General features: G+C 65.6%; 19 protein-coding genes. 3 read left to right on the top strand and 16 right to left on the bottom strand.

The window, feature by feature from the left end:
* Positions 1–3: 3 nt before the first annotated feature.
* From AAHK20_RS03630 to AAHK20_RS03640, 3 genes are all read right to left on the bottom strand, one after another.
* On the bottom strand, positions 4–501 hold the full coding sequence (locus tag AAHK20_RS03630; RefSeq protein WP_449180076.1) for a hypothetical protein: 498 nt from the start codon (positions 499–501) through the stop codon (positions 4–6).
* 36 nt (positions 502–537) lie between these two features.
* Positions 538–4,305, bottom strand: coding sequence for a DUF748 domain-containing protein (locus tag AAHK20_RS03635; protein WP_449180077.1), 3,768 nt, complete (start codon positions 4,303–4,305; stop codon positions 538–540).
* A gap of 105 nt (positions 4,306–4,410) precedes the next feature.
* Positions 4,411–5,835 (bottom strand): DUF1254 domain-containing protein, encoded by a 1,425-nt coding sequence (locus tag AAHK20_RS03640; protein WP_449180078.1) that lies wholly within the window; start codon positions 5,833–5,835, stop codon positions 4,411–4,413.
* 362 nt (positions 5,836–6,197) lie between these two features.
* Between AAHK20_RS03640 and AAHK20_RS03645 the strand changes: the two genes are divergently transcribed.
* The gene (locus AAHK20_RS03645) at positions 6,198–8,474 is read left to right on the top strand and encodes a heavy metal translocating P-type ATPase (protein ID WP_449180079.1); all 2,277 of its coding nucleotides are present in this window, start codon (positions 6,198–6,200) and stop codon (positions 8,472–8,474) included.
* Between the two features lie 89 nt (positions 8,475–8,563).
* On the opposite strand, the gene AAHK20_RS03650 is transcribed toward AAHK20_RS03645, so the two are convergent.
* The 4 genes from AAHK20_RS03650 to AAHK20_RS03665 all read right to left on the bottom strand — a co-directional run bounded on the left by AAHK20_RS03650 (position 8,564) and on the right by AAHK20_RS03665 (position 11,488).
* The gene (locus tag AAHK20_RS03650; RefSeq protein WP_449180080.1) at positions 8,564–8,878 is read right to left on the bottom strand and encodes a hypothetical protein; all 315 of its coding nucleotides are present in this window, start codon (positions 8,876–8,878) and stop codon (positions 8,564–8,566) included.
* A gap of 446 nt (positions 8,879–9,324) precedes the next feature.
* Positions 9,325–9,480 carry a hypothetical protein gene (locus AAHK20_RS03655; RefSeq protein ID WP_449180081.1) on the bottom strand — a complete coding sequence of 52 codons (156 nt, stop codon included), beginning with the start codon at positions 9,478–9,480 and terminating at the stop codon, positions 9,325–9,327.
* Between the two features lie 169 nt (positions 9,481–9,649).
* Positions 9,650–10,195, bottom strand: a complete 546-nt coding sequence (locus AAHK20_RS03660; RefSeq protein ID WP_449180082.1) for a hypothetical protein — start codon at positions 10,193–10,195, stop codon at positions 9,650–9,652.
* A gap of 162 nt (positions 10,196–10,357) precedes the next feature.
* Positions 10,358–11,488, bottom strand: coding sequence for a hypothetical protein (locus tag AAHK20_RS03665; protein ID WP_449180083.1), 1,131 nt, complete (start codon positions 11,486–11,488; stop codon positions 10,358–10,360).
* A gap of 240 nt (positions 11,489–11,728) precedes the next feature.
* Between AAHK20_RS03665 and AAHK20_RS03670 the strand changes: the two genes are divergently transcribed.
* Complete coding sequence (locus tag AAHK20_RS03670; RefSeq protein WP_449180084.1) at positions 11,729–12,832, top strand: AGE family epimerase/isomerase; 1,104 nt, start codon at positions 11,729–11,731, stop codon at positions 12,830–12,832.
* A 74-nt stretch (positions 12,833–12,906) separates the two neighbouring features.
* Here AAHK20_RS03670 and AAHK20_RS03675 read toward each other — a convergent pair whose 3' ends face one another.
* Positions 12,907–14,520: a methyl-accepting chemotaxis protein gene (locus AAHK20_RS03675; protein WP_449180085.1), complete on the bottom strand. Its 1,614-nt coding sequence runs from the start codon at positions 14,518–14,520 to the stop codon at positions 12,907–12,909.
* Between the two features lie 242 nt (positions 14,521–14,762).
* Here AAHK20_RS03675 and AAHK20_RS03680 point away from each other — a divergent pair, with 242 nt between their 5' ends.
* Positions 14,763–15,200: a PaaI family thioesterase gene (locus AAHK20_RS03680; protein WP_449180086.1), complete on the top strand. Its 438-nt coding sequence runs from the start codon at positions 14,763–14,765 to the stop codon at positions 15,198–15,200.
* Positions 15,201–15,208: 8 nt separating this feature from the next.
* On the opposite strand, the gene AAHK20_RS03685 is transcribed toward AAHK20_RS03680, so the two are convergent.
* From AAHK20_RS03685 to AAHK20_RS03720, 8 genes are all read right to left on the bottom strand, one after another.
* Positions 15,209–16,240, bottom strand: coding sequence for an EpsG family protein (locus AAHK20_RS03685; protein WP_449180087.1), 1,032 nt, complete (start codon positions 16,238–16,240; stop codon positions 15,209–15,211).
* Positions 16,241–16,448: 208 nt separating this feature from the next.
* The gene (locus tag AAHK20_RS03690; RefSeq protein WP_449180088.1) at positions 16,449–17,297 is read right to left on the bottom strand and encodes an ureidoglycolate lyase; all 849 of its coding nucleotides are present in this window, start codon (positions 17,295–17,297) and stop codon (positions 16,449–16,451) included.
* Positions 17,298–17,465: 168 nt separating this feature from the next.
* Complete coding sequence (locus AAHK20_RS03695; RefSeq protein WP_449180089.1) at positions 17,466–18,209, bottom strand: SDR family oxidoreductase; 744 nt, start codon at positions 18,207–18,209, stop codon at positions 17,466–17,468.
* 112 nt (positions 18,210–18,321) lie between these two features.
* Complete coding sequence (locus AAHK20_RS03700; protein ID WP_449180090.1) at positions 18,322–19,152, bottom strand: amidohydrolase family protein; 831 nt, start codon at positions 19,150–19,152, stop codon at positions 18,322–18,324.
* A 22-nt stretch (positions 19,153–19,174) separates the two neighbouring features.
* Positions 19,175–20,242 (bottom strand): aldo/keto reductase, encoded by a 1,068-nt coding sequence (locus AAHK20_RS03705; RefSeq protein ID WP_449180091.1) that lies wholly within the window; start codon positions 20,240–20,242, stop codon positions 19,175–19,177.
* 17 nt (positions 20,243–20,259) lie between these two features.
* Entirely contained in the window at positions 20,260–21,591 is a 1,332-nt protein-coding gene (locus tag AAHK20_RS03710; RefSeq protein WP_449180092.1) for a UxaA family hydrolase, read from the bottom strand.
* A gap of 55 nt (positions 21,592–21,646) precedes the next feature.
* Positions 21,647–21,976, bottom strand: coding sequence for a UxaA family hydrolase (locus AAHK20_RS03715; RefSeq protein WP_449180093.1), 330 nt, complete (start codon positions 21,974–21,976; stop codon positions 21,647–21,649).
* Between the two features lie 52 nt (positions 21,977–22,028).
* On the bottom strand, positions 22,029–23,060 hold the full coding sequence (locus tag AAHK20_RS03720; RefSeq protein WP_449180094.1) for an ABC transporter permease: 1,032 nt from the start codon (positions 23,058–23,060) through the stop codon (positions 22,029–22,031).
* Between the last annotated feature and the right edge of the window lie 18 nt (positions 23,061–23,078).

Consider the following 23,078-nt stretch of genomic DNA (forward strand, 5'->3'; position numbering starts at 1 on the left):
CCCTCACTTGACTGGCGCCACATTTTGGGTGCCGTTAGGCGGCGGCGATTCGCACGCGAAACTTTGAGCCGTGAGCGAGTCGGAATACACCGTCCATCCGGCAACATCGGTCGCGGCCACGCGGATCGGCCGTTCGACCGTCGACCGGTCGCCAAATTTATAAAGACACGTTGGCTCGTAATAGAAATCGAGGAAGCCGTACTGGTCCGCCGACGGCACGCCCGGGACGGCGAAGGCGGCGTCCGGCGCGCGACCCGGGAGGTGGTCAACGCGTAGCACCACCGGCTTGTTCGGCGTGAAGCCCTCGCCGAAGAATTCGACTTGGTCGGTGACGTTTTGGCCCTGCACGGTGCCGAAATATTCCCGCGCGTAAAGCTTGGCGCCCGGCGGCGGGTGCGGGCCCGCGCAGGCTGCGCAGAGCGCCGCGAGGAGTAACGCGGCACCGGTCTCGCGCACTTTCCGGACCATGCCTCTGTGCCCTGCCAACCGTTCTTCGTTCATGCGCCTAGTGGTGGTTTGAGTCACGTCAATGTCGCGTCACTTCAAGCCGAAATCAACCCGCGTCGTCGCGCCCTTGTCCTTGATGTCTTGTGCGTCGAGCTTCGGCGCGACGATGAACACGCGGCTTGAATCGACCTTGCCCTCGAAATACTGCTGCACGGCTTGCGCACGCTGCTGCGCGAGCGCACGCAGACTCGCGTCGTCGATCGGCGCATGCTCGGCGAGCGCGGTCTTCATGTCGTCGGCGGGGATGCTCTTCGTCAAGCCGATGAAGTTGCGCGGCTTCTTGAAGTCCGCATTCTTGTACACCTTCGTCAGATAGTCGTCGTACTCCTTCGGATCGACCTTCACCGTCGACGGATCGACGCTCTCGCCGTGCCCGATCACATCCTTCAGCTTCTCCTGCCGCACGAGGCGGTCGACGTAGACGAGGCGCAGCCCGGGCGTATCGATAGCGGGGTCGACGCGGCCGATCAGGTCGATCTTCACCGAGGGCTTGTCGTTGAGCGCCTTGACGATGGTGTCGAGCTTCTGCGTCGTCGCGTCGGTGAGCTTGGCCGAGCCCGGATCGAACTCGACGTAGCCGAGATCCTCGCCGCCTCCGCCAAATGCGTTGGCGAGCAGCGAGAACGGCGCGGTCACCGCCTTCTCGATCAAGTTCACGAACGCGTGCCAGATCACGCCGCCGATGCTGAATTCAGGGTTCGCGAGCGACCCCGACACCGGAATGTTCACGTCGATCTGACCGCGCGAGTTCTTCAAGAGCGAGATCGCGAGACGCACCGGCAGCTTCGTCGCCGTGTCGTTCTGGATGTGGTCGCCGAACGTGAGCTGGTCGATGAAGATGTGGTTGTTCGCGCTCAGCTGATCGTTGTCGAGCTTGTAGCTCAGATCGACATTGAGCTTGCCCTTCGTGATCGGGTAGCCCGCATATTTCGCGGAGTACGGCGTGAGGTTCGTGAGCTCGATGCCGTGCGCGGTCGCGGTCAGGTCGAGCTGCGGCTTCTTCAGAAGCGGGTTCACCGTGCCGCGGATCGAGATCGGGCCGTTCGCCTCGAGCTTCGCGCCGACGTCGACCGGCGCGGGCGTCGTCGATTGCGTGCCGAAGGCGCCGATCGTGCCCGTGATGTCGACGAGATTCGCCGTGTAGTTCGGCTTGATGAAGTCGTCGGTGTAGTTCACGCGGCCCTTTTGCAGCACCAGTTGGCCAAAGCGCAGGTTGACCGGCGCGCTCGGCGCGGCGCTGGCCGTGGCCGATGAAGCAGCTGCGGGCGCGGCGACATGCGCGCTTGCGGAAGCCGCCGCAGCCGCCGATGCTTGCTGCGCGACGGCCGCGGCCGAAGCCGGCGCCGCCTCCGCGCCCGGCGTCAGCGGAACCGGCGCACCCTTACCCTGCTCCGCCGATTTCTGCTGCGCGATCACATCGTTCAGATTCAGCTTGCCTTGCGCATCGAGCAGCACGCGTCCGAAGAAGTTGGTGAACGTCACGCGGCCGACGTCGACATCAGTGCCGTGCTCGTCGTAGCGCGCTTTCAGGTTCGCGAGCGACAGCGCACCCCAGCCCGCGAGCGGCGTCGAATTCACGCGATCGAGCAGGCGCACGTCGACGAGCGCCGCGTCGCCGCGATACGACGCGCTCATCGTCTTCTCCGTCTGCGCGAACGCAAGATCGCCCTTCAGGTTCAAGAGCGCGCTCGCCATCGTCGCATTGAGCTTGCCGCCGAAGTACGGCTCGAACGCGGCTGCGTCGAGCCGGTTGCTGTTCACGTTCAGCGCGAGCTTGAGCGGACTCGCGGTCACGTCGCCTTTCAAGTCGACCGAGCCCTTCTTGTTGAGCGTCGCCTGCAGCGTGACGGGCAGCGGCTTGCTCAAGTCGTCGCTGATGTTCTGAACCGAAAGCTGGATCGGCGTGAAGCTCAGCTTCGCGGGCTGCGGCGTGCTGTTGTCGACGAAATCGGCCGACGCGTCCTTCAACGTGAACGAGCCGATCTTGTAGCGCCACGCCGGCCCTTGCGCCTCCGCCTGCTGCGCGCTGTGCGCGACCTTGCGCTCCGGCGCGGCCTGGCGCGGCGCGGCGAGCGTCTGCAGATCGATACGGCCGTCCTTCATGCGCTGCGCGTTGATGGCGAGGCCGGTCGCCTCGATGCTCGTGATGTCGGCGGTGCGCGCGGTCAAGTCGATCTGCTTGATCGCGACGTGACCGTCCGCGAGCGCCACGGCCGGCGTCTTCGCATCGTTGCCCGCGATCTTGAGCGACTTGAGGTCCACCTCGCTGTCGCCGACCTGCACCGCGACCGGCGACTTCGACCAGTCGGCGGTGGCGTTCACCGTCGTGCTGAGCGTGCCGTCGGTCACGCGTGCCGACGTCACGCCTTCGATATACGGCTGCGCGATCGGCAGCGGGATCGATGCGAGCGTCACCTTCGCGTCGGCGGTCTTCGCGACGAGGCCGAACGAGCCCGCGAGCCCGACCGAGCCGCCGTTTTGAAGATCGGTGTTGAACGTGTAGCGGGCTGGCGTCTTCGCGAGCGTCGAAAAATCGTCGAGCCCGACGGCCAGATGCGTGAGCCCGACCGACATCGGCTGCGCCGGGACGCGGTCGTCGATATGGATCGTGCCGTCGTTGATGGCGAAGCGCTTGATCGACAGATCGAGCGGCACCGAAGGCTTCGATTCGGCCGTGGCCGCAGACGACGCAGCCGGAGCCGACGCCGCAACCGCCTCGCTCGCCGCAGAGGCAGGCGGCGTCACCGCACGCACGATGGAAAGCGTGCCGTCCTTCTCGCGTGCGAGATTCACCACGGGCTGATCGATGTGGATGTCATCGAAATGAAACACGCTCTTGAGCGGTTGCAACTCCGCGGCCGCGACGTGCACGCCGCTCGCCGCGATAAGCGGCGCCTTCGCGGCATCGACCACCGCCAATTCCGTGAGATCGGTGGTGCCGGTCACGGTGAGCGTCGGCGTCTCGCCTTCCATCACGAAGTTCAGCTTCAAGTCGCTCGCGAGCTTGCCCGAGGTTACCGTCACCGGCAGCTTGGCCGGCACGTACGACAGCATCCTCGGCACGTCGATGCCGTCGAACTTGAGCGCGACTTCCGATTCGCGCGACGCGGCAAACGGCTTGGTCTTGCCGTCGATCGCGAGCGGGCTGCCGTCGATGCGCGCGCGCAGGCGCGGATCGACGAAGATGTTGGTCTTCGACGCCAGCGTCGCGATGAACGGCACGCCGAGCGCGAACTGATCGACGACGTGCTTCTGGCCGAGCAGTTGATCGTCGAAATAGAAGCTGCCGTTTTCGATCTGGATGTTCGAGATCGAGAACGGCGTCGGCTTGCTTGCGGGCTTGCTCGGCGTCGAGAACTTCTCGATCAGGTCGGTGAAATTGAAACGTTGCGCGTCGTAGCGAACGATATGAATGCGCGGCGAATCGACCTTGATTTCGTCGACGATCGGCGCGAGACGAAACAGCGACGACCACGACGCCTGCACCACGAGCCGCGAGATATCGACGAACTCGCCCGCGCCGCCGCGCTCGCCGACGTGAATGTTGTCGGCTTCGAGATTGAGCGTGTAGGGATTGAGCGCGATGCGCCCGATGCTGGCCGGCCGGTCGAGCTGCTTGCTCAACTGCTGCTCGGCGATGTGCCTGATGAGCGGCGGCGCCGCGAAAAAGCCGAGCAGCCCGAACAGCACGACGACGATCAGCAGCCAGATCGCGGTGCGCTTCGCGCGATTCGATTGCGCTGCCGAGCGCAATGTCTGCAACGAGGAAACCAGAGCTGCTTTGCTTGGACTTGCCATGCTTTATTGCCTATTTATCGACGCGAAACCGCCGCGCAAAAAAACAAGAGTCCGCCGCTCGGAAGTATAGGCGGCGGACTCCGCTCATTCATGTCAGCGGCCGAATTATTGCCGTTGGACTGCGGGCGGCTGCCAGTTGCCGTCGGTGGCCTGCGGCTTCGGCGCGTACAGGCGCATGACGAGCTTGAAATCGCTGCGCGGCGTCGGCAGCCAGTTCGATGCGCGCGCCTTGCCCGGCGAATTCGCCGACACGTAGATGTCGACCGAGCCGTCGCGGTTGCGGCGCAGCCGGTCGCGCGAGCCGATCGAGCGGCGCGCTGCGTCGGTGTCGGGCAGCGCGCCGTCCGCCGTATACGGCGTGATCGTCCAGAACGCGCGTACCGGCGGCAGCGCCTTCGCGTCGAAGTGGAGCACGTAGCGGTTCGCGCCGTTCAACGCCTGGCCGTCGCTGTCGATCGTCACGGTCGGCCGCACCTCGTCGTCCTTCGTGGCGCTGCCCGGCTGCGCGTAGGCCGCGTAGGCGCGCAGCGCATAGTCGTTGCTGTAGTGGCCAACGTCGTCGCCGAGCCAGCTCCAGCCGTTCGCCGTGAGCGCATTGGCCGGCACCGCCGCGACGCGGGCGCGTCCGTCGGCGAGACCTGCGGCGATCGCGTCGGCCGCGCCGTCCGGCAGCTTCACGGGCTCGCCCGGCTTCACGCCGAGATCGGCAAGGATCTTGAGTGCGTGCGGATCGGCGGGCGTCGGCGGGTTGTCTTGCAGCGCGTTGGCGAGCTGGGTGAAGAACGCGTTGGCGTCGAGCGCGGCGACTTGCGCGGCCGGCGCGGCTTCCGGCGCGGTGTCGGCGGGGCCGCCGCGCGTCGCCATCGACGAGCCGCGCGCGTCGCCCGTGTACACCGACAGCGGCACGACGCGAATCAGGCGCTGCAGCTTCTTGACCGCCGTCAGGTCACGCGGACCGTTCGACTGAATCCGCACCGACAACCAGACGTTCGCCGAGCTCGCATCGACGCGCTGCACGTTCTTCGGCAGCTTGCCGTCCCAGCCGGGCGCGACGAAGGCAATCGTTTGCGTCTTGGCGGCGCCGGTGCGCGGGTTGGCGTCCGCGCCCGTCGACCAGATCACGTTGCTCCACATGTCGAGCGCGCGCGCGCCGAGGTAGCGGCCGCGGCTATCCGGCAGCGTCACGACAACCGGTTCGGCGCTCAAGTCGAGCCAGCCGTTCGAAGCCAGCGTATCGACGTCGGGCGTCGGCGGATTGGCCGCGCCGACGGGCGGCTGCGCCTGTTCGTGGCGCAAGGTGTTCACGGGCGCCTGGCCGGGCTGCGTACCGTCGTCCCCGATCGCCGCGCTGCGCGAGTTCTGCATCAGCACGAGCGGATAGCCGAACACATAGGAGTCGGCGACTTCGTCTTTGATCCAGCCGTGGTTGTCCGCCGGAGCGGGCGCGGGATGATTGGCGGCGCAACCCGCGAGGAACGCCAGGCCCGCGAGCGATGCGCAGGCCGTCGAAAGCAGCGATTTTCTTATCATTGGGTGGTGTTGGGCGACGCTTGCCGGGCAGCCGGCCGTGACAGGCCAGCGATGCAGCGCTTCCCGCAGACCCCGGTCCGGTCCGCGCGCGCTGTGCTTCTTGATCTTGAAAAGGCGTTTTATCGTATCCTCGCCGGCTAAGCAAGAACAAGGCGGAAGCGTTGCGAAATCGCGTGCGGAACCCGGTTCTTGCACTATTTGACGTTGTCGGCGCTGACCGGCGCGCTCGTCATCGGCTCGTCATCTTCCAAGGGCCGGCATACACGCAAGCCGGGCTTGACCTTCCCATCATGGGAAGCTCAATACTGAATTCGTCATCGGCCATTGCCGCCTTCGAGCACCGCCTTCGAGCCCACTTCGTCATGACCGACTTGTCCGAACCCACCACTGCCGCCATCCCGCTCGTTACGACGGAACTCGAGATCGGCGGCATGACCTGCGCGATGTGCGCAGCACGTATCGAAAAGGCGCTCGCGCGCACGCCGGGCGTGGCGCGCGCCGCCGTCAATCTGGCGACGGAGCGCGCCACGGTTGCCTCGGATGCGCCGCTCGACGTCGACGGGCTCGTGGCCGTCGTGGTGCAGGCAGGCTACGAAGCGCGCCCGGTTGCGGCACCCGAAGCGGCCGCTCAGCCCGGCGCCGAGGCCACCGATACCGACACCCGCAAACGCCGTCAGGACCGCCGCGAGCGCAACGCGCTCATCGTCGCGGCGCTCCTGACGCTGCCGCTGATGCTGCCGATGCTCACCGAATGGTCGAGCACGCCGCTCGCGCCGCCGGTGTGGCTGCAGCTGACGCTCGCGACCATCGTGCAGTTCGGCTTCGGCGCGCGCTTCTACTCCGCCGCGTGGCGGGCGCTGCGCGCGAAGGCCGGCAACATGGATCTGCTCGTCGCGCTTGGCACATCGGCGGCGTACGGGCTCTCCGTCTGGCAGACGGCCGCGCATCCCGGCGAGATGGCGCACCTCTACTTCGAAGCGTCGGCGGTCGTCATCGTGCTGGTGCGCTTCGGCAAGTGGCTCGAAGCGCGCGCCAAGCGCCAGACCACCGACGCCATCCGCGCCCTCAACGCGCTGCGTCCCGATCGCGCCCGCATCCGCGGCGGCGACGGTCACGAACGCGATGTGCCGCTCGCCGAGGTTCGAGTGGGAACGGTTGTGGTCGTGCGGCCCGGCGAGCGCGTGCCGGTCGACGGCGTCGTGCTCGAAGGCCGCACGCATATCGACGAATCGCTGATCACCGGCGAGAGCCTGCCGGTCGCCAAGGAGGCGGGGGAGCGCGTGACGGCGGGTTCGATCAACGGCGACGGCCTGATCGCCGTGACGACGAGCGCGACCGGCGCCGAGACCACGCTCGCGCGCATCATCCGGCTCGTCGAGACCGCGCAGGCGGAGAAGGCGCCGATCCAGCGGCTCGTCGATCGCGTGAGCGCCGTCTTCGTGCCGGCGATCCTCGCAATCGCGCTCGTCACGCTGTGCGGCTGGCTGTTGGCCGGGGTGTCGGGCGAGAGCGCGATTCTCAACGCGGTGTCCGTGCTCGTGATCGCCTGCCCTTGCGCCCTCGGGCTCGCGACGCCCGCGGCGATCATGGCGGGCACCGGCGTCGCCGCGCGCCATGGCGTGCTGATCAAGGACGCGCAAGCGCTCGAACTGGCGCAGCGCGTGTCGATCGTCGCGTTCGACAAGACGGGCACGCTGACGGCCGGCAAGCCGTCGGTGGTCGCTTTCGAACCTGTCGCGTTCGAACCTGTCGCGGTCGGCATGGGGCGCAGCGAAGCGCTCGCGCTGGCCGCCGCCGTGCAGCGCGGCAGCGATCATCCGCTCGCGCGGGCGCTCGTTGCTGCGGCGGAGCCGGGCACGCAGCCGAAAGCCGCGCACGCGCTGGCCGTGCCGGGACGCGGCGTCCAAGCCGAAGTCGAAGGCCGCACGCTCGCCATCGGCAGCAGCCGCTGGCTCGCCGAGCTGGGCATCGATCTGCCGGCCGCTATCGCGGCGCGCGCCAAGGAATTCGAAGCGGCCGGCAACACCGTGTCCTGGCTGATGAGCCTCGCGACCCCGAACACGCCCGCCGCCGCCCTCGCGCTGATCGCGTTCGGCGACACCGTCAAGCCAAGCGCGCGCGACGCCATCGAACGCCTCGCCGCGCGCGGCGTGACGAGCGTGCTCGTGACGGGCGACAACCACGGCAGCGCGGCGAGCGTCGCGGCGGCGCTCGGCATCCGCGAATTCCACGCGAACGTGCTGCCCGCCGACAAGGCGCGCGTCGTGAGCGAGTTGAAGCAACGCACCGGCGGCATCGTCGCGATGGCCGGCGACGGCATCAACGACGCGCCCGCGCTCGCCGCCGCCGATATCGGCATGGCGATGTCGACCGGAACCGACGTCGCGATGCACACCGCCGGCATCACGCTGATGCGCGGCGACCCCGCGCTCGTCGCCGATGCGATCGATATTTCGCGGCGCACGTATCGCAAGATCCGCCAGAACCTGTTCTGGGCGTTCGTCTACAACCTGGTGGGGATTCCGCTCGCGGCGTTCGGCCTGCTCAACCCGATGCTCGCGGGCGCGGCGATGGCGTTTTCGAGCGTGAGCGTCGTGACCAACGCGCTATTGCTGAAGACTTGGCGTAGCGGTAAATGAGCGGCAAATAAGAGGCAAACGAGCCACAAAAATGAAAAGCCCCGCGTCCAAGACGCGGGGCTCGTGCCATCACACAGCGTGACGCTTACTTACTGGCGGTAATCTCCGTGGTCGCCGTGATCCCCGTGGTCGCCGTGGTCATGGTCGTGGTACGGGTCGTGATCGTGCGGATGGCGGCGCATCCAGTCATCGTGAGCCCAGTAGCGGTGGCCGTCCCAGTAGCGGTCGCCATGCCAGCCAAGCGAGATGTTGATGTCGACAGGGATCACATGCGGCGCGTCATACCCCGGTTGCGGCGCGCCGCGGTACACCATCTGGGCCGAGGCCGATCCTGCGGCCAAGAGTGCGCCCCCTGCAACGAGCGCGGCGGCGATCGAATGCGAAATCTTCATCTTGAGTTTCATCGTCGTTCTCCAGTAGTCGAGTCAATATCCGGTAATGCCGCACGGCTCGTGCCTGCGCGGAAACCTATTTGGGCGCGGCGCCTGCCGCTCGAAAGGCGGCGTTCCGGCGACGCGCTTCAAGCCGTGCGCTTGGAAACCAATGTACTGGGCTCGAGGCTGTGGGGAAGTGAGCGGTTGTAAGGCGAAATTTCAACCGAAACTCGCGGCTCGGACGACAGAAACAGACGGGGAGGTCTATACAGACAAAGTGAGACGGGCGTAACGGCCCTATTTCCGCGTTGGAAATGGCGCGCAGCACGTTACATCCGTAACGGACAGGAAATCTTTGGGGTCACTTCAACCCGTGCGCTGAAAAAACAAAACGCCGGCGCACGTGGTGCGTGCCGGCGTTCGAGAAGACCCGCAAGCCCCGGCTGACTACCGGGCTTGCCGAGGTTTTGCGCGGCTTAGCGGCGCATCAATCCGACGAGCGAGATCTGCGAGCGGCGGATGCGCTCAGCTTCGAGGTGGCGCGCTTCGTACGAATAATCCGAATCGAGCGGCAGGTGCGGCGATGCGAAAAGGTCGCTGGCCTTTTGGATCAGGGCGAGGATAAAGCTCATGAGCGACTCCTGTTGGACAATGGACTAGGGTTTTCCCTTAAGAAGAATTATAGGGTTTTCCCTAGCCCATTGCCAGTGCGACGCAGCAATTTCTCGATGCGTCACGCTGCCGCACGGGTTTGAGGCCGTTTGTGCGTTGCAGCAATACAACAAGCCGCCGCCATCTCCGTCAGGTGCTCGGCTTCCACGGCCAGGACGGATAGATACGCTCGCTGGTCTCGACGCTTTCGCGCGGGGACGTCTCCGAATCACTGGCGCGCTCGACGTCGCTCGACTCGGGCGCCTCCGGCTCGGCCTCGCGGGGGCCTGCGACGGCCGCTGAAATCGGCTCCGCGACCGCCTCGAGCACCGCGACGCCCTCACCGAACCACGGCACCTCGACGCGCAACTCGGCAACATAGGCCCGCCATCCGTCCGGGTTGCCGGCAAAGAGATGCCGCTGCACGGTCGATGCAAGCTCCTCGCGATTCAGCTCCGCTTCGAGCAGTTCGCTCGGCCACGTGCAGAAAGCGGCGCTCGCGCGCTGCGCGAACTCGACCGGCGTCATGCGCGGCGACACCTGCTCGAGCAACGGGAGGCTCGCCAGCGACGTGTCGGTCTCGGCGACCTGATGCACCGAGCGTTGACCGGCCTCGCGTTTCAGCAGAGACGCCACCGTCTCCATGACCTCGCCGAGATGCAGCAACAGTGCGCGGCGCTCGAATCCGTCTTTCATTGATTCCTCTCCTGCGGGTGAATTCAATCCCAAATTCTAGCCGCGGTAGCGGCGTTGCCAGTTGAATCGGCGCGATGGGGTGCGCGCGGTAATCCGTGGGAATGTGGCGAGAAGCTGGCGCACGACGCATGGGCGCCCCACGACTCGTCGTGCGCCGCGCTGTTAATACGTGGGAGCCGCTTTGGGCTTGTGCGAGTGCGGCTGGGGTTTCGCGTGCTTGGCGGCAGCCGGCGCCTGCGGCGACTGGCGCGTCACCGGCGCGGGCGCGGCAGGCGGCGCGGACGGCGTCGCCGTCTCGCTGACGGCGGAACGCGCGTTGGCCGACGCGGCGGCATCGGCGAGCGTCGTCAGCGTGGCCTGCTGGCTGCGCAGCATGTCTTCGATGCGCTGCTGCTGGGCCGCGCTCTCGTGCGTGAGCCGCATCAGCAGCGCTGTCTGCGTGATGCCGATCGCGATCGTCACCAGGAGCGCCGCCACGACGGTCGACAGCAGCCACTTCATGCGCCGCGAATGATCGCCGGCCGCGCGGCGCTGGTCGGCGATGACGCCGTAGAGCGCGTCGACCGTGTCGGCAAACGCCGTGGCGCGAGCCCAGTCGAGATCCGGTGCGCGCCGCGAGGCGGCCGGGGTGTACGGCGCGGCCTCACGTGCCAGCGGCTTGGCCTGAGCAGGCGCTGCGCTTGGCTCGGCGGACGCCGGCGCGGGTTCCGGCGCGAGCGCGGATGCCGGGCCTGCACTTGTTTCCGCGGATGCGGCGGACGATTGCGGCGGCGTCTCCGGCACAACCGTTTGCACCACAGTAGCCGCGACCACCTCAGTCGAGACCGACGTTGCCTCTGCCTCATCGGCGAGCAGGCTGTTGTCGCTCGCCGCGTTCTCGCTCGGGCGCGCGCGGCGCGCGGGACGCGACGCCTTGGCTTCAGCCGGCGCCTGCGCCGTTGCTTTAGACGAGGCCACCGCCTCGCCCCCCGTCTCGGCGCGCTCCGCGACCGGCATCCCAACCGCCAGCAGCACGTCATCCGGCAGCTCGAACCCCGAGAGCGTGCCTTGCCGCGTATCGATGTTCATCGCTTCGAGCGCGGCGCGCGACGCATCGGCACCCGCCGGATCGTCGCCGAACAGATCGCCGGTGCTGTCGTCGCGGGTGACGTCGCTGAGTTGCGCGAGGCGCTGCGCCGACTTGGCGGCGCGCGCGAGCTTGTTTTCGGTATCGGATGAGTCGGCGCCTGCACGGCGCTTCGCCGTGGCCGTGCGGGAGGAGCGGGAAATCGAGGGTGCTGCGGTGTCTGCCATAGCGTGGTGGAGCGGCCGCCCGTCAGGCGCCGCTCATTGGTATTGTCTGCGTTTTGCGAGACTGCATTGTCTCATGGCCGCGGCGCGTTGCCGCCGCGATTTGCGGCCGATATGCGGCCCATATCGCGTGCTTGCGATGGCCTGCCCAGGAGGCTAGGCGGGCGCAATTTGCTTTATCCTTGCGCATCTCGCGGCACTTCGCGCCGCGCGTCGCACGCTATTTTCGACTCAACGCACACCATGCCCTCCGACGTTTCGACCACGGCCCAAGCCGCCACGCTTCGCGAACACTTTTCGCACACGATCCTGCCGATCTGGCGCGGCCCCGGTTTCAATGCGTCGCTGCAATTGCCGTACGAAGCCGTCAGCGCCGACGACCACCAGCCGCTGCCCGTCACCCGCTATCGCGCGATGGCCTGCGCCCGCCAGCTCTTCGTGTTCTCGCAGGCAGGCAATGCCGAGCATGCGCACCGCCTGTTCGAGTCGCTCACGCGCTACTTCGCGGATACGCGCAAAGGCGGCTGGCTCTACAGCGTCGACGCGAGCGGCGCCCCGCTCGACACGACCAAGGATCTCTACACGCACGCCTTCGTCGTCTTCGCGTGCGCCGAGTACTTTGCGAAGTTCGGCAACCGAAGTGCGCTCGCCACGCTGAATGAAACGGCCTCGCTGATCGAAGCGCGCTTTGCGGCGCCTGCAACGAACGGCCTGCTCTACGCCGCGCTCGACGAAGGCTTCACCACGGTTCGCGAGGGCCTGCTGCAAAACCCGCTGATGCATCTGACCGAGGCGTATCTCGCCGCGAGCGAAACCACCAGCGGCACCGCGTTCAGCGACGCCCTCGCCCGCCTCGCCCTTGGCATTGCCGGCACCTTCGTGCACGCGCCGACGGGCTGCATCGCTGAACTGCCGATCGGCTCCGAGGACAATCGTCTCGAACCCGGCCATCAGTTCGAATGGTTCTATCTCGTGAAGCGCGCGGGCAAGGCGATCGCCGCATCGGGTCTCGATGCAGCGCTTGAGCGCGCGTTCGACTTCGCGCAGGAGCGAGGCATCGATCGCGCGACAGGCGGCGTCTGCGCGGCGCTCGACGAACAAGGCGCGGTGAAAGATGCGACGCAGCGCATCTGGGCGCAAACCGAATATTTGCGCGCGCTCGCCACGCGCGGGGACAGCGCGTCGCTGCAGACGCTGCCGCAGCAGATCGAGCGCTTTCGCACGCGCTTCCTGCACGCACGCGGTTGGTACGAATGCAAGACGCAGGACGGCGCGGTCGCGCGTGCCGACATGCCGTCGACGACGCCTTATCACTTGGCAACCGCCTACGCGTCGCTGCCGGAATAACACACGCCACCAGACAAAAAAACGCCGGCATGAAAGCCGGCGCCAACTCCTACCCCCAAAAACACTGTCCGCGATCAGTACGCCGCCTGCGCCACGCCCATCGGTTCGATGCCGCTAGCCGAAAACCGAGCCTCGCCCAGCACCGCGTTCGAAATCTCGAACACCGATACCGCGTCCTTCAACTGCCGCGTCTGATCGTGCAGCGAAGAAGCCGCGGCCGCAGCCTCCTCGACGAGCGCCGCATTCTGCTGCGTCATCTGATCCATCTGCACGACCGCCTGATTGACCTGCTCGATCCCGGTGCTCTGTTCGAGCGACGACGCGCTGATTTCCGACATCATCTGCGCGACGCGCGAGATCGACGTCGACACGTTCTGCATCGCCTCGCCCGCGCGCTCGACGAGCTCCGAGCCGCCTTCGATCTGCGCGACCGATTCGCTGATCAGCGCCTTGATCTCCTTGGCCGACTGCGCGCTGCGCTGCGCGAGACCGCGTACCTCACCCGCCACGACCGCGAAGCCGCGCCCTTGCTCGCCCGCGCGCGCCGCTTCAACCGCCGCGTTCAGCGCGAGGATGTTGGTCTGGAATGCGATGCCGTCGATCACGGTGATGATTTCGGCGATCCGGTCCGAGCTTTGCGCGATCGCGCGCATCTTCTGCACGACGCCGTCGACGACGCCGCTGCCGCGCGAGGTCGCCTCGAGCGCGTCGTCGGCGAGCGCGTTCGCGGTGCGCGCGTGATCGGCGTTCTGCCGCACGGTCGCGGTCAGCTCCTCCATGCTCGATGCCGTCTGTTCGAGCGACGCGGCTTGGCTCTCGGTCCGGGCCGACAGGTCGGCGTTGCCGGTCGCGATTTCATCGGCGCCGAGGTGGATCGAATCGGCCGCGTCGCGTACGGTTTTCACGGTGCGCGCCACGCTCGCCTGCATCCGCGCGAGCCCATCGAACAGGCGCCCGATCTCGTTGGTGCCGCGCTGCGTGATCGGCTGATTGAGCCGGCCGAGCGCGATCCGGTCGAAATGGCGGCCGGCCTCTTCGAGCGGCGCCACGACGCCCCGCTTCAAAGCGATATACACGGCGACCGTGCCCGCCAACAGCGCGACGAGAATCACGATGCTCACCGTGCGAAACGCCACGAGACGCGCATCGATCGAATCGAGCGACGCCTGGCTCGCCGCATCGCCGAACTGCGAGAAGTTGTGCTGCTCGGCGAGGTAGGCGTCCTGGAACGATTGGGTCGGCTGGTCGAGGAAGGCTTGCACATTGCCGGCGTCGAGATACTGCACCAGCTCGCCCAGCGCCGTGTGCAGCTTCTGATACTTCTCCGCGAGCGCGGCGGCGCGGGCGCTGTTTTCGTCGCTCGTCTTCGTCGCGTTGCTGAACTTCGCGAACGATTGGTCGGCGAGCGCGAGCTGGTCGCGCGCGTGCTGCACGATGTCTGCGGGTTCGGTGCCGCCGCGCGCCATACGCGTACCGGCGCGCGACAGGTTGATGCGCGCGTCCATCAGATGCTGGGTCGTCTCGTTGACCGCATCGACCTGCTTCAGCGCGACGTTGGCAAGATCGCCGACGTCTTCGTGCGTGGTCGTCAGCGACCAGAAACCCAAACCCGCTGTAACGAGCTGAAGCAGACAGAATGCGGCCAACACAAACAGCAGGCCGGAAGCGAGTTTGATCTTGCTGAACATCGTGAATACCTGAAAACGCCAAGAGGAAAACCACAGCACATAACCACTGTGCTCGTTTACGGCACGGAGAACGTTTGCTTGAGTGCGGATGGCGCGATTTGCGCAAACTGCGAGAGGACGGGGTGCTTACGGCGAATTTCGATCACTTTGCACAACAATTCGCGTCAATGGCTTCGATTTGCCTTGACTCGACGCACTGGCGCTTCCTAGAGTGAAGCCAACCAAAATCGGGGGGATCGAGGATGACCGAATTCGTGGATCTCGCGCGCAGTGCGCTGCACGCCCAGCCTTTCAGCATGCTGCTCGGCACCGAATTGATGCACGTCGGCACGCGCGATCTGGCGCTGCGCTTGACGATTCGCGACGAGCTTCGCCAGCAGCACGGCTTCGTGCACGGCGGCGTCATCAGCTATCTCGCCGATAACGCGCTCACCTTCGCGGGTGCGCTGGCGCTGGGTCCGAGGGTGGTCACCATGGAATACAAGATCAACTACATGAGGCCCGCCGTGAACGGCACGCTGATCGCGCGCGCGGAGCTGGTCTACGCGGGGCGCGGGCATGCGACCTGCCAATGCAACGTGTTCGTGATCGACGGAGAAAAGGAAAAGCTGGTCGCGATTGCGCAGGGGACGATCAATCGGGTGGGGGATGGCGGCGAGGGAAGTTCAGGTACGGCGTGATGCCGTCATCAGCCCATCACGCTCCACGCGAAGTGATAGGGAAGAAACGGCGACGGGCCTTGTCCGTATTCCTGCAGCATGTTTCTCGCCCTGAGCAGAAATCCCACCACGCCGACGAAGACGAAGACGCATTGCAGAGCCCGCCTACGCTCATTGACGTGGGCGGAAATGAAAGCCAGGTCGCAACACAGCGCGAACAGCACCAGCCACTGAAATCTGAGCCCCGCATAGCTGAATCGCGCGAGGACAAAGCTGAGCACCTCGCAGCACAGGAGCAGCCAGATCGAGCGAGGCACGCGGCCCGCTGCGATGCCGATCCCCGCGGCCAACAGGATACAAAGCGCGAGCGGCGCGAGGCCGGACACGCTATCCGGCGCAATGGCGCCGCTGTAGTAACTCAGCTTCAGCAGCAGCTTCTCGTAAAAGACGACGACCAGTGCGCAACCCGCCAGGATGAGCGGGATGAAGTGTTGGCCGGGCTTTAGCCGCCGAACTTGCAGCAGCGCGATGAGCACGATCGACGAAACATGAATGCTGGCGGCGATCAGCGCCAATACCCCCGCCGAAACGCCACGCTTTTCATCCCATGCGTCGGAGGCCATTTTTCCCAGGCAGAATGCGATTCCATATCGCAGCCCGTTCATCGACATATCGTAGAAAAAGCACGGAAAAATCAGCGCGGCGAAAACGATTGCATCAGTCCGCTTCCGTGAGAAAGCAAGGAGGCAAGCAACGACGACCAGTAGCGACATCACCGCAACAGAAAATCGCGGATCCTCGATGAAGAAGGTCAGTCCGCGCGCAAGCAACTCGAAGCCGGGTTCGAGCGTCCTCGGAATATCCCTTGCGTCGCTCAAAACAATGGCTCTGACCATGGTCATGTACGACGCGGTATCGGTGCCCACGCTACCCCGCAGCACCGAGAGCAAGCCCGGCACCGTCAAACCGAGCGCCAGCCATTGCCATGTTTTCAGCTTCCAGCGCCAGCCCATCAAGCCGGCGAGCAGCATGCTGGCGTATCCGCCCAGGTAGAAGATCATGTCGGGTTGCTTCCGAATTGCCTTGAATTGCCATGCAAAAAATCGGGAGCATCCTAACGTTACGGCCGGAATCCTCATCCTAATTTCACGCTTCGCCGTGTCGCCTCGATTCAAACTTTCATTCGATAAAAGTAAAAACAGCCGCCCGAGGGCGGCTGTTTTTACTTAAGGCTAGCTAAGAAGACAAGCTAACGAACGAATCCCGGCCTTATTCCGCCGCGTAAGTCCGCTGCTGCTGCTCGCCGAGACCCTGGATGCCGAGGCGCATCGTCTGCCCCGGCTTCAAGTACACCGGGTTCGGCTTCACGCCCATGCCGACGCCCGGCGGCGTGCCGGTCGAGATCACGTCGCCCGGCTGCAGGCTCATGCATTGCGACAGATACGACACGACCTTCGCGACGCTGAAAATCATCGTGCGCGTGCTGCCGTTCTGGTAGCGATGGCCGTCCACTTCGAGCCACAGGTCGAGTTGCTGCGGATCGGCGACTTCGTCGCGCGTGACGAGCCACGGGCCGATCGGGCCGAACGTGTCGAAGCCCTTGCCCTTGTCCCATTGACCGCCGCGCTCGATCTGCCATTCGCGCTCGGACACATCGTTGATGACGCAGTAACCCGCCACGTAATCGAGCGCATGCGCTTCGTCGACATACTTGCAAGGCTTGCCGATCACCACGCCCAGCTCGACTTCCCAATCGGTCTTGTTCGAGCCGCGCGGGATTTCGACGTCGTCGTTCGGGCCGACGATCGCACTCGTCCACTTGTTGAACACGACCGGTTCCTTGGGCACCGGCAGGCCCGATTCCGCCGCATGGTCCGCGTAGTTGAGGCCGATGCAAACCAGCTTGCCGACATTGCCCACGCACGCGCCGATACGCGGATTGCCCGAGACGAGCGGAAGCGATTTCGGATCGACGCCGCGCAGCTTGGCGAGACCGGCGTCGGTCAGCACCTCGCCTGCGATATCGCGCACGACACCCGACAGATCGCGAATCTTGCCGTCAGCATCGAGCAAACCCGGCTTTTCCTGGCCCTTCGGCCCATAACGAAGCAGTTTCATCGTTGCACTTCCTCACGTCTCGTTCAGTTGATGTAAAAGCGAACCGGTTAATTCGGTTCTCCTATCGAACGTGCGCCCATACGATCGGCTTACGTTCGACAGGCGATGCCCCTCGAAGAATTCTTTAGTTCGACGCGGCCGGTCTAGGCGCGGCCGGCATAGGCACGGTCAGTTTGACCAGCCGCCGTCGATCACATGCGCGTGCCCGGTGGTGAACGCCGACTCGTCGGACGCCAAATATAACGCCAAAGCGGCAATCTCATCCGCCTTGCCAACGCGCCCCATCGGCTGACGCGCGACAAACGCGGCGCGCACCGCATCGATCGTGGCGCCCTGTGCCTTCGCCTGCTCGGCGATGCGATCCTCCAGCGACGGCGACTCGACCGTGCCCGGACAAATCGCATTGCATCGTATGCCGCGCGTAATGAAGTCCGCCGCGACCGCCTTCGTCAGACCGATCACCGCCGCCTTCGATGCACCGTACACGCAGCGGTTCGGCACGCCCTTGATGCTGGACGCCGCCGACGAAATGTTGATGATCGAGCCACCGCCCTTTTCCAGCATCGCCGGCAGGAACGCGCGGATCATCCTGAACATCGCCTTCACGTTCAGATCGAACGCGAAGTCCCAATCCTCCTCGCTCGCCTCCAGAATCGAGCCTGCGTGCACGAAGCCGGCGCAGTTGAACAGCACGTCGATCGCGCCGACTTCGGCGGCGAGCGCCTTGATCGCCGCGCCGTCGCGCACGTCGAGCTTGCGGACTTCGAACGGGCGATTGGCAAGGCCGTCGATGCGGATATCGGTGGCGATCACACGCGCACCCTCGCGCGCGAACATTTCGGCGGTCGCGAGGCCGATGCCTTGCCCGGCGGCGGTGATCAAGGCCGTCTTCCCGGCCAGTCTTTGTACCATCTGCGGCTCCCAATGAAATGGTGTCTGAGACATAACGAGTATTGCAGTACGCGCTCAACGAACGCGCAATACGTATTGCACATCGTGTCTTGCGTATTACGGATTGCGTGTTTTACAGACGATAGAACGCGCTGGCGTTGCCGCCGAAAATCGCGTCGCGCTCCCCATCGGACAGATCGGCGACGAGTGCGTTCGCGCACGCGTGCCAGAGCAGGTAATCGCCGTTCAGGTTGAGCACCGGCCAGTCGCTGCCCCACATCAGGCGGGACGGGCCGAACTGGGCGAGGAGATGGGAAACGTAAGGCGCGAGCGTCGCTTCGGTCCAGCCCGCGGCGGCCTCGGTCGCGAGCCCCGAGAGCTTGCAATGGACGTTCGGCAATGCAGCAAGGCGTGCGATGCCGTCCGCCCAAGGCTGCCAGCTTGCGGCGCCGTCGCGGATCGGCGGCTTCGCGCCATGATCGACGACGATGCGCAGCGCCGGAAAGCGCTTCGCGAACGTGTGGAGCGCGTCGACGTGACGCGCGAAGATGAGCGCATCGAAAGCGAGATCGTGGGCGATGAGCGCTTCGATGGCGGGCGCGAGCGCGGGGTTCGCGATCCAGTTGTCGTCGGGCAGGTCCTGCAGCATCGGCCGGACGCCTTTGAATTTGGGTTCGCCTGCCAGTTCGGCGATCAGCGACGGCGCGTCCGGGTCCTCCAGCGGCACCCAGCCGACGACACCCGCCACCGATTCTTCGCCGCGCGCGATATCGAGCAAATAGCGCGTTTCGGCCACCGTCTGCGCGGCCTGCACGATCACTGTGCGATCGATGCCGGTGCGCTCGAGCCACGGCGCGAGGTCAGCAGGACCGAACTCGCGGTAAAGCGTGCCGAGCTGCGGCGTAAGCCATCCGTAGTCGCCGCGCTGCGGATTCCAGTAGTGCTGGTGGGCGTCGATTCGCATGGTGAGAGTTGAGTTGGCGGGTCTATGAGCTTGGCACCGGCGCTGCGGCATCGAGCAAACCTTCCTCGCGCAGATCGGACCACAGCGCTGGCGGAATCGGCCGCTCGAACGATGCGGCGTTCTCGCGCAATTCATCCGCGCTATGCGCGCCGGTGAGCACGGTGGCGACCGCCGGATGCGCGTAAGGAAACTGCAATGCCGCCGCCGCGATCGGCACATGATGTGCTTTGCAGACACGCTCGATGCGCGCCACGCGATCGATGATTTCAGGCGGCGCCGCGACGTAGTTGAACTTGAGATCGCCTTCGACGCCGCGCGCGAGGATGCCCGAATTGAACACGCCACCAAGCAGGATGCTGACGCCGCGCTTTTCGCAGGCGGGCAGCAAATCGGTGAGCGTCTTTTGTTCGAGCAGCGTGTAGCGGCCGGCAAGCAGCGCGCAGTCGATGTCGAACGCGTCCATCACTTCGAGGATCGCCGCGCCTTCGTTCACACCGAGCCCGACCGCTTTCACCGCGCCCGATGCGCGCAATTCGTCGAGCGCCCGGAAACCGCCGCCCTGCGTCAATTGATTCCAGTAATGCGCGTTGTTCTCGCCATGCGTCACACGGCCGATGTCGTGGATCAGCAGGATGTCGATTTCGACGATGCCGAGCCGCTGCTGGCTGTCCTCGTACGAGCGCAGGATGCCGTCGTGCGTGTAGTCGTAGACCGCTTGGAACGGCAGCGGGTTTTGCCAGCCTTCGGGGTTGTGCGCGGCGTCGAACGGCGTCGTGCGCGGCACGAAGCGCTTTCCGACTTTCGTCGACAGCACGTATTGGTCACGCGGGTAATGCCGCAGCGCAGTGCCGAGCCGGTGCTCGGCGAGCGTATTGCCGTAGTGCGGCGCGGTATCGAAGTAGCGCACGCCCGCGCGCCAGGCGGCGTCGATCGTCGCGTGCGCGTCTTCGTCCGACAAATCGCGGTACAGCCCGCCAAGCGGCGCGGTGCCGAGCGACAGCCCCGTGACTTCGAGGTCGCGCGCGCCGATTTTGCGGCGCTGCGTCACGTTCGTCACGTTCTTCACGTTCGATTGAACAGCATCGGTCATGGCCAAGGTCTCCGCGTTCAATGCGATGTTATCTCCACGACGCGCTGCGTGTGCGCCGCCGCGCTCGACGGCAGGCACGCCGGTCCGACCGGCTCGAACGACTTGTAGGTCAGGATGAACTCCTGATGGCCGAGCGCTTCCGATTTCGACGCGCCGCCCGCCGCCACCGCGAGCGTCTGGTCGAACACTTCGCGGCCGACTTCATCGAGCGTCGCGCGGCCTTCGAGAATGCGGCCCGCGTCGACATCCATGTCGCCGGACAAGTTGCGGTACGTCGCCGGATTCGCGCAGACCTTGATGACGGGCGAGATCGCCGAGCCCACCACCGAGCCGCGTCCCGTCGTAAACAGAATCAGATGCGCGCCGCACGCAATCAGCTCGCCGATCTCGGCGTTGTCGCTGATGTTCGGAAAGCCGAAGCGCGGCTCGCCGTCGGGGACGACGTCGAGCAAATAGAGGCCGCCCGTCGGCGGCACGTCGCCGGGTTTCACGATGCCGACGATCGGCGACGCCCCGCTCTTCGCATACGCGCCGAGCGATTTTTCTTCCTGCGTCGTGAGCCCGCCGTCCGCGTTGCCGACCGCGAAGCTGCCGTGGCCGAGTATCGAGTAATAGCGCGCCGCCTTGCTCACGCATTGCACGATCGCATCGCCCAAATCCGGGCGTGCCGCGCGGCTCTTCATGTGGTATTCGCAACCGACCAGCTCGCCCGTTTCCTCGAAGATGCAGGTCGCGCCCGCGTCGATCAGATGATCGAACGCGCGGCCCACGGCCGGGTTTGCGGTGATGCCGCTCGTGCCGTCCGAGCCGCCGCAGATCGTGCCGATCACGAGCTCGCCGAGCGCCATCGGCACCTTCTCCTGCGCGGCCAACTGCGCGCGCGCCTTCTTCACCCAATCGACTCCATATTGAATCGTGCTGCGCGTGCCGCCCTTCTCCTGAATCGTCAGCACCTCGACCGGCCGGCCGCTTTCGCGCACGACGTCGGCCAGATAGTGCTTGTTCATGCTCTCGCAGCCGAGCGACACGAACAGCACCGCGCCGACGTTCGGATGCGTCGTCAGCTGCTGCATCATCTTTTCCGCGTACTCGTTCGGATAGCAGCCCGGAAAGCCGATTAGATGGACCGGTGGCTGGCGTTCCGCGTCTAGCGCCAGGGGGTCGTCGAACGCGTCGAGCGACTCGCGAAACTCCGCGACGATCTCGCGCGCGACGTGATGCGCGCATTCGACGAGATACGCCACCGCAACGACATTGCGGATGCCCTTGCGTCCGTCGCCGCGCAAGTAGCCGCGCAGCGCGGGCTGCGCCGGGTTGCCATTCAAAGGAGCGTGAGTAGAAGCAGTCATGTTGTTTCCTGAAACAGCGACATCAGCACCCGCGGCCGCCTGAAATGCGCGGCAGTCAGTGGTGCACGAATTCGTGGCCTGCGTCGTGCGTATAAGTCGGCAGGTAGTCGCTTTCGACGTTGTGGGTATGCAGGTGCTCGCCGCGTTCGACGCGCACCGTCACGTGACCGATCACCGCGCCGTAGCGCAGGACCTTGGCGTCCTTCTCGATCGGATGGCGCGCGACTTTGTGGCCGAGTTCGATCGTCTTGGCGAGCGTCACGCGCTCGCCTTCGATGTCGATCGCCTCGCCCGCTTCGAGCCGCGCCGCTGCGATCAGGCAGTTGTCGCCCGGATTCAGCAGGATCAGCCGCGCATCGGTATGGAGTTGACGTTCACTGCTCAAGAAAGCCTCCCAGGTTGCCATGGCCTGTCCATGTGAAGAACAGGCCCTCGTTCTAGTTCTGTCCTTCGCCGCCCGCGATGCGCGCCACCATCAGCGAGCCGAGGATGATCGCGCCGTAGATCGCCTGAATCCAGAACGACGGCACTTGCGCGAGCGTCAAGAGGTTCTGCACGACGCCGAGCAGCAGCACGCCGGTCAGCGCGCCGAGCATCGTGCCCTTGCCGCCGTCGAGCGAAATGCCGCCGATCACCGCCGCGGCGAACACCGTGAAGATCATCCCGTTGCCCTGGTTCGCGTTGATCGCGCCGACGTAGCCGGTGACGATCAGCCCGCCGAGCGCGGCCAGCACGCTGCCGAGCACGAACACGCCCCAGGTGATGCGCTCGACGCGAATCCCCGCGGCACGCGCGGCCTGCGGGTTGCCGCCGATCGCGTACAGGGCGCGGCCGAGCCGGTGATAGCGCAGCATGAATGCGGCAATCGCGAACGCCACCGCCGCGAGCCACACCGACGCCGGCAGGCCGAGCACGATCGTCGTCGCGAGCGCGAAGAACGCAGGCGGCATGTCGAACAGCGTGCCGCCTTTGGTTGCGCCCACCAGCATCCCGCGCAGCACGATCAGCATCGCGAGCGTGACGATGAATGCATTCAGTTGCAGCCGCACGACCAGAAAGCCGTTGATGAAACCGATCAGCGCGCCGACCGCGAGGATCGCGATCAACCCCGCAAACGTAGGCCATTGCCATCCGAACCCGGCGGACGCTGCCGGCATCACGAGCATCGCGCCAATCGCGGGCGCGATGCCGACCGTCGATTCGAGCGACAAATCGAATTTGCCCGTCAGCACGATCAGCGATTCGGCGAGCACGACGAGCGCGAGCGCCGCCGATGCGCCGAGAATGCTGATCAGATTCGCCTTCGTCAGAAAGCTCGGGCTCACGAATGCGCCGATCACGATCAGCAGCACGAGCGCAGGCACGAGCGCGAAATCGCGCAGGCGTGCGATCTCGATGCGCGGGGCGCGGCCGGGCGCGGCGCCCAACGCCTGGCCCGCAGCCAACGCGGGGGTCACACTATTCTTCATGATGCCTCCCGCCGGGCC

It is taken from the genome of Trinickia camelliae (assembly GCF_053525655.1).